We start from the raw sequence: 11,987 nt of genomic DNA, 5'->3' as shown, positions 1-11,987 counted from the left end.
CTGATCAGGCCAGGCCGTGCCGCACGGCGTACAGCGCGGCCTGGGTCCGGTCCTGGACGCCCAGCTTCATCAGCACGTTCGACACGTGGGTCTTGACCGTCTTCTCCGCGACGGCGAGGCTGCGCGCGATCTCCCTGTTGGACCGCCCGGCCGCGATCAGCGCGAGCACCTCCCGCTCGCGCTCGGTCAGCGGCGCCGGCCCCGGCGCGGCGGCCACGGCCGCCGGGGCGGACAGCATCGCCTCGGCCGCCTCCGGCGCGAGCAGCACCTGCCCGTTGTGCACCGCCCGCACGGCCTGGACCAGCGCGGACGGATCGACGTCCTTGTAGAGGAAGCCCGCGGCTCCCGCCCGCATCGCCGGGCCGACGTCGGACCGGTCGCTCACGGACGTCAGCACCACCACCCGCGTGGCCGAGCCGGCCAGCCGCTCCAGCGCGCCGAGCCCGTCGAGCACCGGCATCTTCAGGTCGAGCAGCAGCACGTCGGGCGTCAGCTCGCCGACCAGCTCGACGGCCTGCGCGCCGTCGGCCGCCTCGCCGACGACGGTGATGTCGTCCTGGAGGTCGAGGAACGTCCGCAGCCCCTGCCGGACCACCGGATGATCGTCGGCGATCAGCACCCGGATCACACGCCCACCTCCACGCGTACGGTGGTCCCCTGGCCGGGCGCCGAGGAGACCGTCATCGCCCCGCCGACCGACTCCGCCCGGTCGCGCATCGACACCAGGCCCAGGCCGCGCGACTCCCCCTGCTCGAAGCCGTCGCCGTCGTCGTGGACGGTCAGCGCCAGCGTCCCCTGGCCGAGGACCAGGCGCACGGACACCCGCGCGGCCCCTGAGTGCCTGAGCGCGTTGTGCAGCGCCTCCTGGGCCACCCGCAGCACGGCCACCTCCACCGCCGAGTCGAGCGGCGGCAGCTCGTCGCACTCGAACGTGACCAGCGAGGGGTGCAGCCGGTCGAGCATGCGCACGTGCTTGCGCAGCGTCTCGGCGAGCCCGTGGCGGTCGAGCTCGGCCGGGCGCAGCTCGACGATCACCGCGCGCAGCTCCGACAGCGCCTCCCCGGCCAGGCGCTGGACGCGTTCGAGCTCGGCGTGCGCCTTCTCGGGGGCCTTGTCCAGCATGGTGGCGGCGGCCTGGGCGGTCAGCCGGAGCGAGAACAGCTTCTGGGTGACCGCGTCGTGCAGCTCGCGGGCCACCCGGTTGCGCTCCTCCAGCATGGCCAGCTCGCGCCCGCGCTCGTAGAGCCTGGCGTTGGTGAGCGCGATGGCGGCGTGCGCGGCGAACAGCGTCAGCAGTTCCTGGTCCTCCTGGGTGAACCCGCCGGGGGTGCGCTTGTTGGCCAGGAAGATGATGCCGATCACCTGGTCGGCGTCGCGGATCGGCACGCCGAGGAAGTCCTTCATGACCGGGTGCGCCTTCGGCCACCACTCGAACCGCGGATCCTCCCGCAGGTCGGGCAGCCGGGCCGGGGTGCCTTCGCGCAGCATCGCGCCGAGCATGCCGTGCTGCCTGGGCAGCGGGCCGATGGCCTCCCACTGCTTGTCGGTGATGCCCTCGGCGACGAACTCGGCGAACGAGCCGTCGTCGTCGGGCACGCCGAGCGCGGCGTAGCGGGCGTCGAGAAGGCGCTGCGCCGACCGTACGATGACCTGGAGCACCTCGCGGACCGACAGATGCCGGGTGACCGCGAGCACGGCGGAGCTCACCGCCTGCAGGATCTCGTCCCGGTCCGATGAGCTCACGGACCCACTCTAGGGGCGGAGTCCTAGGACGATGTGCCCAGGCGGGAGCGGGCCCTGCGCCCGATGCCGGCGCGGCGCGCCGATCCTAGCGTCGGTGTCATGACGAACACCGCTCTCATCACCGGCGCCTCCCGCGGTCTCGGCCTCGCCCTGGCGAGGTCCCTGGCGGAGGCGGGCTGGAACCTCGTGCTCACCGCCCGCGGCGCGGACGAGCTGCGCCGGGTCGCCGACGAGCTGGGCGCCACCGCGATCCCCGGCGACGTGACCGACCCCGAGCACATCGCGCGGCTGGGACGGGCCGTGCCCGAGCTGGACCTGCTGGTCAACAACGCCAGCGACCTCGGGGCGACCCCGCTGCCGCCGCTGGCGGGCTACCCGCTGGAGGCGTTCCGGGTCCTGCTGGAGACGAACGTGACCGCCCCGCTCGCGCTGATCCAGGCCACGCTGCCCGCTCTGCGCGCGGCCGGCGGGGCCGTGGTCAACATCACCTCCGACGCCGCCACCGGCGCCTACGCGGGCTGGGGCGGCTACGGCGCGACCAAGGCGGCCCTGGAGCAGCTGTCGAACGTGCTGGCCGCCGAGGAGCCCGGCCTGCGGGTCTGGTGGGCCGATCCCGGCGAGATGAACACCCGCATGCTCGCCGACGCCGTCGGGGCGGAGGAGGCGTCGGCGGCCACCGACCCCGCCAAGGTGGCCGCGGCGCTGCGCGACCTGGTCACGTCCCGGCCGGCCGGCGGGAAGGTGAGCCTGCAATGACGGCGCTGCTGGACTTCGCGCTGCCCGACGACCTGTCGGCCCACGAGCCGCCCGAGGCGCGCGGGCTGGCCAGGGACGCGGTGCGCCTGATGGTCTCGCGCGGCGAGGCCGAGCCCACCCACCACCGGTTCGGCGACCTGCCGGGTCTGCTCGACCCGGGCGACCTGATCGTGGTCAACAACTCGGCGACGCTGCCCGCGGCGGTCCGGCTCGACCGGCTCGCGGTGCACTTCTCCACCGCCCGCGAGGACGGCACCTGGCTGGTCGAGCTGCGCCGCAGGACGGCCAAGGCGTCCGAGCCGTACGGGGGCGGCGAGCCGGGCGAGTGGCTGCCGCTGCCCGGCCGGGCCACGCTGCGGCTGATCGAGCGGGAGACGCCGCGGCTGTGGCGGGCGCGGCTGGACCGGGACGTGCTGCCGTACCTGCGCGAGCACGGCCGTCCGATCCGCTACTCCTACGTGCCTGCCGACTGGCCCATCGACGCCTACCAGACGGTGTTCGCCACCGTGCCGGGCAGCGCGGAGATGCCGAGCGCGGCCCGGCCGTTCACCTCCGAGCTGGTCACGGCGCTGGTCTCGCGGGGCGTGACGATCGCGCCCGTCACGTTGCACACCGGCGTGGCCTCGCCCGAGAAGGACGAGCGGCCCTACGCCGAACGGTACGAGGTGCCGGCCGCCACCGCCCGGCTGGTCAACCTCACCCGGCGGAACGGCGGCCGGGTGATCGCCGCGGGGACGACCGTCGTACGCGCCCTGGAGACCGCCGTGGGCCCGGACGGCCAGGTCGGCGCCGCCTCCGGCTGGACCGGCCACGTCGTCACCCCGGCCGCCGGCGTACGGGCGGTCACCGGGCTCATCACCGGCCTGCACGAACCGCGCTCCAGCCACCTGCTCATGCTGACGGCGATCGCCGGCGAGAAGGCGCTGGCACGCGCGTACGAAGAGGCGCTGCGGAAGGGTTATCTGTGGCACGAGTTCGGCGACACGCACTTGATTCTGGATAAATAAGCTTTACATGGATTTTGCCCTCGTGATAGGAACAGCCGACATTTACGGGGGCTTGTTCATGCGCGTCCCCGTGCTCACTTCCTCTCCGGAGACGTTAATGCGCAACTCCCTCACTAAGGTCGCCTCGCTGGCTTTGCTGGCCGGCGCGCTGATTGTTCCGGCGGTGCCCGCGTCCGCCACGACGACCGCCACGACGACCGCCGCCGCCCACACCGCCAAGGCCGCCGACGACCCGTTCGCGGTCTTCGACATCAAGTTGAAGGCGTCCAAGACGGCCAAGGCGGGCGGCCAGATCAAGTACAGCCTCCAGGCGACCAACACCGGCCCGTACTCGGCCGACGCCTGGTTCGTCGGCGGCCAGTTCCCGAAGGGCGTGGACCTCCGGAAGATCCGCTACCGCGCCCCCAAGGGCACCATCTGCGCCCTCGACGGCCGCGCCCTCTACTGCAGCGTCCCCTACGTCCTGGAGAAGGACGACTGGGTCCGCCTCGACTTCTACGCCAAGCTGAAGAAGAGCGCCATGGGCACGCAGAAGGCGACCCTCGGCGTGGTCACCTACGACGTCCAGCAGGGCATGTGGGACCAGGAGAAGGGCACGTGGTCCCTGGCCCAGGAGGAGCTTGAGCGCCTCGGCATCCCCGAGCACGGCTACGCCAAGACCGCCAGGACGCGGATCGTCCGCTAGTCCCGCGGCCGCTGCGCCCGTGTCCGAATGGCGAGCCTGCTGCGCGGGCACCGGACCGGGCGCAGTACCGTGGCTGGATGTGGACCAGCGCACCCTCCTGATCACCCTGACCGGCCCCGACCGGCCCGGTGTCACCTCCAGGCTCTTCTCCGTGCTGTCCGGGTTCCCGGTGACGGTCGCGGACATCGAACAGGTCGTCATCCGCGGCAGGCTCACGCTCGGCGTGCTCGTCGCGTACGCCGGCGGCCCGTCCACCGGCACGGGCACCACCCTCGGCGCGATGTGGACCGCCGTCGAACGGGTGGCCGAAGACCTCGGGATGGAGGTCGAGCTCTCCACCGGCTCCCAGGCCAAGGAGCAGCGCCGCCGCGGCCGCCTGTCGGTCAGCGTGCTGGGCGCCACCCTCCAGCCCGCCGCCATCGCGGGCATCGCCGGCCGCATCGCCGCCGCCGGCGCCAACATCGACCGCATCGAACGCCTCGCCCAGTGGCCCGTCACCTGCATCGAGCTGTCGGTCTCCGGCGCCAACCCGACCGCCCTGCGCGTCGAGCTGGCCGCCGAGGCCGCCGCCCAGGAGGTCGACGTCGCCGTCCAGCGCACCGGCCTGTCCCGCCGGGCCAAGCGGCTCATCGTCATGGACGTCGACTCCACCCTCATCCAGGGCGAGGTCATCGAGCTGCTGGCCGCGCACGCCGGCTGCCTCGACGAGGTCGCCCGGGTCACCGAGCAGGCCATGCGCGGCGAGCTCGACTTCGCCGAGTCGCTGCGCCGCCGGGTCGCGCTGCTCGAAGGGCTGCCGGCCGAGGTGTTCGAGCAGGTGCGCCAGGAGGTCGTGCTCACCCCGGGCGCCCGCACCCTCGTCCGTACGCTCAAGCGCCTCGACTACCGCTTCGCCATCGTCAGCGGCGGCTTCACCCAGATCACCGACGCCCTGGTCGAGGAGCTGGGCATCGACTACTCGGCGGCGAACGTCCTGGAGGTCATCGACGGGAAGCTCACCGGCCGGGTCGTCGGCGAGATCGTCGACCGGCCGGGCAAGGCCCGCGCGCTGGAGCGGTTCGCCAAGGAGGCCAGGCTGCCCATCTCCCAGACGGTGGCCATCGGCGACGGCGCCAACGACCTCGACATGATCGCCGCGGCCGGGCTGGGCATCGCCTTCAACGCCAAGCCCGTCGTCCGGCAGGCCGCCGACACCGCGGTCAACACGCCCTACCTCGACTCGATCCTCTACCTCCTGGGCATCTCCAGGGACGAGGTCGAGGCCGCCGACGCCGAGGACGGCGTGCTCACGTCCTGAACCGGGCGGTGACCTCGGCGGCCAGGTCGAGCGCGTCCTTGCAGAGCGACCTCAGCGCCGGGTGGGCGGTCACCGCGTGCCGCAGCCGCCTGCGCACCGCCGTGCCCTCCCCCGCCGCCGCCTCCTCCATCAGCGAGCTGACCTCCCGCGCCACCTCGTCGAGCTGCGACTCGAACGCGTCGGCCGCGGGCGGCGGCTCGCCCGCCCGTACGGCCTGCCCCACGGCGTCCAGCCGGTCGGCCACCGCGTCCAGCACGCCGGCGGTGGCGTCCGAGCCGGGCTCGGCCCCGCGCAGCACGGCGCCGAGCAGGATCGCGTCGTCCCTGAGCTTCCTGGCCAGCGTCAGCGCGGCCCGCAGCTCGGCCGGCGCCCTGCCGCCCGGCTCCTTGTCCAGCTTGTCCAGCGACTCGCGCAGCCGGTCGGCCGCCGTCCCGGCGGACTCCGTACGGTCGGGCAGCCGGTCCAGGTCGCCTTCGGCCGGCGCGCGTACCAGGCAGGCGTGCTCGCGCAGCAGGTCGGCGGCCAGGCCGCGCAGCCGTCCGGCCTGGCCGCGCGGCCACAGCAGCCGGGCCGCCGCCAGCGCCAGCACGCCGCCGCCCGCCGTGAGCGCCAGCCTGATCCCCGCGGCCTCCCAGTCGAGCCGGGTGGAGAAGTCGGTGAGCATCATGGCCAGCGGCGTCGCGAAGATCGACCAGTAGCCGTAGCTCACCTCGCGCAGGGCGAACCCGAGCGTGCCGAACACCAGCACCGTCCCCACGATCGTGTACGGCCCCGGCACCGCCGCCAGGATCAGCGCCGCAGCCGCGGCCCCCGCCACGGTTCCGGCCACCCGCAGCACCACCCGCTCGACGGTGTCCCCGTAGGTCGGCCGCACCGCCAGCAGCACGGTGAACACGAACCATTTGCCGTACTGCTCGTGCACCCCGAGCATCAGCGCCATCGCCACGGCGGCGGTGAGCCCCAGCCGCCCGGCGTGCTCGGGCCCCGTACCGCCCGGCGGCGGCTTCCACGGCAGCCGCGGGAACAGCCGGCGGCCCGCCACCGGCTTCCCGGGCAGCAGCCCACGACCTGCCGGGGGCACGTGCCGGGCGGTCAGGAGGCCGACCGTGCGCACTCCCACCGCGATCCGGTCCAGGCAGCGCCGGGCCTGGCCGAGCACCGCACCGCTGCGCAGCGCCGCCGGGTCGGCGCCCGGCTCGCGCGCGCCCAGGCGCTCGGCGTAGTCGGCGGTAACTGCCAGCGCCTCCACCACTCCGGCCCGCCGTCCGTCCGCGGCCTCCCGCAGGTCCGCGGCCAGGGTGGTGGCCACGTCGTCGATCCCGTCCTGCTCGTCCGGGGCCGCCGCGCGCAGGGCGCGCAGCGCCACCGTCTCGTGGAAGATCCGGACCAGCGCCTCGACGTACGCGGCGGCGGAGCGGCCGGCCGCGTCCATGCTCGCGAACGCCGCCGACGCCGTGGCCGCGGTCTCCAGGGCCTTGGACGCGCGTTCCCTGCGCTCGCCCCAGTCGTCGCCGGCGAGCCCGTCGAGCAGCCCGGCCACGGCGCGGACGGCCTCGCCCAGCGCCGTCGCCAGCGGGTCGAACCGGCGCAACGGCCACAGGGCCAGGGCGAGCACCGCGTACAGGAGGCCGCCGAACACCATCAGCTCGGGTGGCCCGAAACCCGCGGGCACCGCCAGGTAGAACCCGGTGACCAGGGCGAACGCGGGCGGCGTCCCCACCGTCCGCCACCGGCCGCCCGCCGCGGCGACCGCTCCGAGCGCCAGCACCGCCCACCAGGGCCGGTCCGCCAGGTACAGGCCCAGCCAGCACCCGCCGGCGATCAGCACGATCTTGATGGCCATGGACCGCGCCCGCGCCGCGTACGGCTGCCCGTACATGTCGCCGAACGCCGTCAGATAGGCCCCGAGGGCCAGGAACGCCCCCGACTGCGGCCTGCCCGCCAGCACCCCGGCCAGCAGCGGCCCGGCCACCGCGAGCCCGCACAGCAGCCCGTACCCCCAGGGCGGACGCGCGGGCAGCGAGAAGCCGTCACGCAGCGCTCTGGCGGCCCCCCGCATAGGCGTCGTCCCCGGTCAGTGCTCCTTGGGATCCCAGTGCGTGACCAGGCGTCCCTCCCCCGGCCACAGGTCTACCCACGCCGCCTCCACCTGGATCACCGCGAACGCCCCCGGCCGGAAGCCGTAGTCGCCGCCGCCCAGTTGCAGGGCCAGCTCGTGCACCGCGGGATTGTGCCCGCACAGCACGACCGTGCCCAGCTCAGGATCGATCCTGTGCAGCAGTTCGAGCAGTTCCTCGGGATATGCCTGGTAGATGTCGCGTTCGTAGCCGATCTCCATGCCCGGGAAGGCCAGCTCGGCGGTGCGCCTGGTCCGCAGCGCAGGTGAGCAGAGCACCGCGTCGGGGCTCAGCCCGGCCGCCCTGATCTCGTCGCCGGCCCGAGCGGCGTCCCGCTCGCCGCGCTCGGTCAGCGGACGTTCGCGGTCGGCCAGACCGGGCACCTGCGCGGCCTTGGCATGGCGGAGCAGTATCAGGGTCCGCGTCACGTCATCACCTCGACCGTCATCTCCCTCGACCCGTCGTCCTCTCGGCCTGTCATCCCCTCGACGCCCAGATGCCGAGGCCGATGATCACGCCCAGGATGACCAGCATCGCCAGCAGGATCAGGCCCAGCGTCTTCCCGCCCGAGGGCCGGTTGTCCTCTTCCACCCGCCCAGTTTCCCACCGCGCCCCCGCCGTCCCCGCGCCACCCACCCGCATGCGAAGACGCCCGCCCCTGGCCGGGGCGGGCGTCTCGTCGATCGGTCGTTACGAGGCCACGGGCTCGTGCTCGCGGTCGTTGTTGGCCGGCTCGCTCGTCACCGACCTGCGCTTGGAGACGACGATGGCCGCCACGACCACCGCCACCGCCACCACCGTGATGCCGACCCGCAGCGCGGCGTTGCCCGCGTACAGGACGACGGCCGGCGCGACCAGCAGCGCCACCAGGTTCATCACCTTGATCAGCGGGTTGATGGCCGGGCCCGCGGTGTCCTTGAACGGGTCGCCGACCGTGTCGCCGATGACCGTGGCGGCGTGGGCCTCGGAGCCCTTGCCGCCGTGGTGCCCGTCCTCGACCAGCTTCTTGGCGTTGTCCCAGGCGCCACCGGAGTTGGCCAGGAAGACGGCCATCAGCGTGCCGCAGGCGATCGCGCCGGCCAGGAACGCGCCGAGCGGCGCGTAGCCGAGCGCGAACCCGACCGCGATCGGGGTCATCACCGCCAGCAGGCCGGGCGTGGCCAGCTCGCGGAGCGAGTCGCGGGTGCAGATGTCCACGACGCGGCCGTACTCGGGCTTCTCGGTGCCGTCCATGATGCCCGGCTTGTTGCGGAACTGGTCGCGTACCTCGAAGACCACCCGCATGGCCGCGCGGCCGACCGCCGAGATCGCCAGGCCGGAGAACAGGAACACCACCGCGGCGCCGACGATCAGCCCCACCAGCACGTTGGGCTGGTCGATGCTGAGGCTGAAGGTGGAGAAGGCGCCGAGCGCCGCCTTGATGTCCTGGCCGGCCTTGGAGAGCTGGTCCTCCACCGCCGTGCGGAACGCGCCGAACAGCGCCGTCGCCGCCAGCACGGCCGTGGCGATGGCGATGCCCTTGGTGATGGCCTTGGTGGTGTTGCCGACGGCGTCGAGGCTGGTGAGCACCCGCGCGCCCTCGCCCTCGACGTCGCCGGACATCTCGGCGATGCCCTGGGCGTTGTCGGAGACCGGGCCGAAGGTGTCCATGGAGACGATGACGCCGACCGTGGTCAGCAGGCCGGTGCCGGCCAGGGCCACCGCGAACAGCGCGATCGTGACGTTCCCGAACCCCAGCAGGAACGCCCCGTAGACCGCGCCGCCGATGATCAGCGCCGAGTAGACCGCCGACTCCAGGCCGACGCTGATGCCGGCGAGGATGACGGTGGCCGGCCCGGTGGCCGAGCTCTCGCCGATCTCGCGCACCGGACGGCGGTTGGTCTCGGTGAAGTAGCCGGTCAGCAGCTGGATGGCGCTGGCCAGGACCAGGCCGATCAGCACCGCGCCCACCGCGATCAGGCGCGGGTCGGCGTCGGAGGTGACGGTCGAGCCCGACAGGGCGCCGAAGCTGCTGGGCAGATACCAGAAGGCCGCCGCGGCGACCAGCACCGCCGAGATCGCGGCCGAGATGAAGAAGCTGCGGTTGATCGCCGCCATGCCGCTGCGGTCGCGGTCGCGCAGCCCGGTGACGAAGATGCCGATGATCGCCGTCAGCACGCCGATCATGGGCACGATCAGCGGGAAGATCAGGCCCTGCTCGCCGAAGGCCACCTTGCCCAGGATGAGGCTGGCGACCAGCATGACCGCGTACGACTCGAACAGGTCGGCCGCCATGCCCGCGCAGTCGCCGACGTTGTCACCGACGTTGTCGGCGATCGTCGCGGCGTTGCGCGGGTCGTCCTCGGGGATGCCCTGCTCGACCTTGCCCACCAGGTCGGCGCCGACGTCGGCGGCCTTGGTGAAGATGCCGCCGCCGACTCGCATGAACATCGCCAGCAGCGCCGCCCCGAACCCGAAGCCTTCGAGAACGTGGGGCGCCTCGCCCTGGTAGATGAAGACGACCACGGCCGCACCGAGCAGCCCGAGGCCGACGGTGAACATGCCGGCGACGCCGCCGGTGCGGAAGGCGACGCGCATGGCGCGCTTCTCGCCCGACTCGTTGGCCGCGGCGGCGACACGCACATTTCCGCGCACCGCCAACCACATGCCCATGAATCCGGTCAATGCGGAGAACACCGCACCGACCACGAAGAAGATCGAGCGACCGACGCGTACGTCCATTTCGCCCGGCAGCAAGAGCAACAGGAAGGGAATGACGATCACGAAGATCGCCAGGGTGCGGAATTGGCGCGCGAGATAGGCTGCCGCGCCCTCCTGCACGGCTCGCGCGATGTTCTGCATGCGTTCGGTGCCCTGGCCGGCGGACAGCACCTCGCGTACGAGGCCGCCGGCGACGGCTAGCGCGATCAGCGCGACCGCGGCGACCACGATCACGATGGTGAGGTTGTTACCGCTCAGGGACAGATTGGGCGCTGGCGCCAATGCCAGCATGTGCCTGCTCATCGTTCTCCTCGGCAAGACCGGTCGTCCTGCCCGAACGGTGCTGCGGATCTCTCGGCGGGCGGGTGCGGCACCATCCGGGTTGTGGGTGCCGCTTCCGGTTGAATCCGCGGTTCCGCCGGATCACCTTGGCCGGTGCCGGGAGTCTACGCAGGCACTGAACGGATATGAAGGCTCTCGGGGCGGCTATTTGCGCGGGCGTTCAGTAATCCCCTGACAGCGGGCCGGTTTGAGATCTGACAGGCGAAATTTCCTCAGGTTTACGGGCATGACAACCCCACAAATCGGACCGCCCGAAACCAAGATTAATTCCCCACGACACGCCGACCCACCCCACCACCGCCCCCCACCGGCCGGCCCAGCCCCAGAACCACCCCCGCAAGACGGCACCTCCAGTGCCCCGCCGTATGTCGCGGATGGGGCCTGCACGCCGCCCTGCGCCACGGGCCGACCAACGCGGCCTACTGACTCAGTTCGCAGGACGCGGCCCGGTGCCACGGCCCGCGGGGGACTCGGCCCGATGGACGCGGACCTGACGATACGGCCGCCCAGCGTGTCCTGGCGCCGTGCACCGCCCCTGACCACCCGGCCAGGCGCCACTCGGGCCACCGGCCGACACAGCCTCGCCTCTCCAAGCCACCTCCACCACACCCCGGTGACACGACCCGCAGGTACACGGCGCGATGGAGGCGGACCTGACGATACGGCCGCCCAGCGTGTCCTGGCGCCGTGCACCGCCCCTGACCACCCGATCAGGCGCCACTCGGGCCACCGGCCGACACAGCCTCGTCTCTCCAAGCCACCTCCACCACAGCCCGGCGTTTTCCCAGTACCGTGCGCCTCCTGGTCAGGCGCCACCCGGGCCACTGGCCGACACTGTCAGGCTCCTGCAGGCCACCTCCACGACGGCCTGATGTCTCCCAGTACCGCGGGCAACCCGTGACCTACCGCTCGGGCGTGACCTACCGGTCGAGCGCTACCCAGGCCGCAGGTCCGCCCTCCAGGCCACCCCCACGACAGGCCGGAGCTCTCGCGTCGGCCTCGAAGGCGCTGCGCCGCCTCAAAGCGCCCTACAGCGGCCGAGGGGCGACGCCAGGCACCTGCCAACCCGTATACCTCCAACTAGGCCCGGGGCTCCCGCGCCGCCACCTCCGGATGTCGGTCCAGGCAACCCGATGCGCAGCCGCCATGGCTTCTTTCCGGTCGCCGCCAGTCACTCACCTCAGCCCTTGGCCCCTACGGCCTCGCGGCGAGGCCTTCTGGTGACCTGGCCCACTATCCCCCGCCCATCCACAGCCTGTGGACAACTCTCATCGCCTTCCACAGGCACCACTGCGGGGAGCAAGATCCCATGGCGCAGCCGCATCGCTCCACCAGAACAC

The 11,987-nt window shown here is 72.8% G+C and carries 9 protein-coding genes; 4 read left to right on the top strand and 5 right to left on the bottom strand.

Annotated elements, in window-relative coordinates; translation table 11 throughout:
* Positions 1-4 precede the first annotated feature (4 nt).
* Both ACIBST_RS17860 and ACIBST_RS17855 read right to left on the bottom strand, forming a co-directional pair.
* Entirely contained in the window at positions 5-628 is a 624-nt protein-coding gene (locus tag ACIBST_RS17860) for a response regulator (protein ID WP_397172810.1), read from the bottom strand.
* Positions 625-1,743, bottom strand: coding sequence for a GAF domain-containing protein (locus tag ACIBST_RS17855; protein ID WP_397172809.1), 1,119 nt, complete (start codon positions 1,741-1,743; stop codon positions 625-627). The genes ACIBST_RS17860 and ACIBST_RS17855 overlap by 4 nt, the downstream gene beginning before the upstream one ends.
* Before the next feature lie 99 nt (positions 1,744-1,842).
* On the opposite strand from ACIBST_RS17855, the gene ACIBST_RS17850 reads away from it, so the two are divergent.
* From ACIBST_RS17850 to serB, 4 genes are all read left to right on the top strand, one after another.
* On the top strand, positions 1,843-2,499 hold the full coding sequence (locus tag ACIBST_RS17850) for an SDR family NAD(P)-dependent oxidoreductase (protein WP_397172807.1): 657 nt from the start codon (positions 1,843-1,845) through the stop codon (positions 2,497-2,499).
* Positions 2,496-3,506: an S-adenosylmethionine:tRNA ribosyltransferase-isomerase gene (locus tag ACIBST_RS17845; RefSeq protein WP_397172805.1), complete on the top strand. Its 1,011-nt coding sequence runs from the start codon at positions 2,496-2,498 to the stop codon at positions 3,504-3,506. The genes ACIBST_RS17850 and ACIBST_RS17845 overlap by 4 nt, the downstream gene beginning before the upstream one ends.
* A 97-nt stretch (positions 3,507-3,603) precedes the next feature.
* The gene (locus tag ACIBST_RS17840; RefSeq protein WP_397172803.1) at positions 3,604-4,191 is read left to right on the top strand and encodes a hypothetical protein; all 588 of its coding nucleotides are present in this window, start codon (positions 3,604-3,606) and stop codon (positions 4,189-4,191) included.
* Positions 4,192-4,270: 79 nt separating this feature from the next.
* Positions 4,271-5,488 carry a phosphoserine phosphatase SerB gene (gene serB, locus ACIBST_RS17835; RefSeq protein WP_357966193.1) on the top strand — a complete coding sequence of 406 codons (1,218 nt, stop codon included), beginning with the start codon at positions 4,271-4,273 and terminating at the stop codon, positions 5,486-5,488.
* Here the strand turns inward: serB and ACIBST_RS17830 are convergent.
* The 3 genes from ACIBST_RS17830 to ACIBST_RS17820 all read right to left on the bottom strand — a co-directional run bounded on the left by ACIBST_RS17830 (position 5,478) and on the right by ACIBST_RS17820 (position 10,608).
* Complete coding sequence (locus ACIBST_RS17830) at positions 5,478-7,547, bottom strand: FUSC family protein (protein ID WP_397172801.1); 2,070 nt, start codon at positions 7,545-7,547, stop codon at positions 5,478-5,480. The genes serB and ACIBST_RS17830 overlap by 11 nt on opposite strands.
* Positions 7,548-7,562: 15 nt before the next feature.
* Positions 7,563-8,033: a SixA phosphatase family protein gene (locus tag ACIBST_RS17825; protein WP_397172800.1), complete on the bottom strand. Its 471-nt coding sequence runs from the start codon at positions 8,031-8,033 to the stop codon at positions 7,563-7,565.
* Between the two features lie 262 nt (positions 8,034-8,295).
* The gene (locus tag ACIBST_RS17820) at positions 8,296-10,608 is read right to left on the bottom strand and encodes a sodium-translocating pyrophosphatase (protein WP_397172799.1); all 2,313 of its coding nucleotides are present in this window, start codon (positions 10,606-10,608) and stop codon (positions 8,296-8,298) included.
* Between the last annotated feature and the right edge of the window lie 1,379 nt (positions 10,609-11,987).

The sequence above is a fragment of the Nonomuraea sp. NPDC049684 genome (assembly GCF_044465345.1).
GTDB lineage: Bacteria > Actinomycetota > Actinomycetes > Streptosporangiales > Streptosporangiaceae > Nonomuraea.
Note: the sequence above shows the minus strand (reverse complement) of the source record. Positions and strands in the feature narration are given on the sequence as shown.

Bases quoted from the DNA above. Each gene is read 5' to 3' on its own strand.
- ACIBST_RS17850 (WP_397172807.1), top strand. From the start codon at position 1,843: ATGACGAACACCGCTCTCATCACCGGCGCCTCCCGCGGTCTCGGCCTC.
- ACIBST_RS17845 (WP_397172805.1), top strand. From the start codon at position 2,496: ATGACGGCGCTGCTGGACTTCGCGCTGCCCGACGACCTGTCGGCCCAC.
- ACIBST_RS17840 (WP_397172803.1), top strand. From the start codon at position 3,604: ATGCGCAACTCCCTCACTAAGGTCGCCTCGCTGGCTTTGCTGGCCGGC.
- ACIBST_RS17830 (WP_397172801.1), bottom strand. From the start codon at position 7,547: ATGCGGGGGGCCGCCAGAGCGCTGCGTGACGGCTTCTCGCTGCCCGCG.
- ACIBST_RS17820 (WP_397172799.1), bottom strand. From the start codon at position 10,608: ATGAGCAGGCACATGCTGGCATTGGCGCCAGCGCCCAATCTGTCCCTG.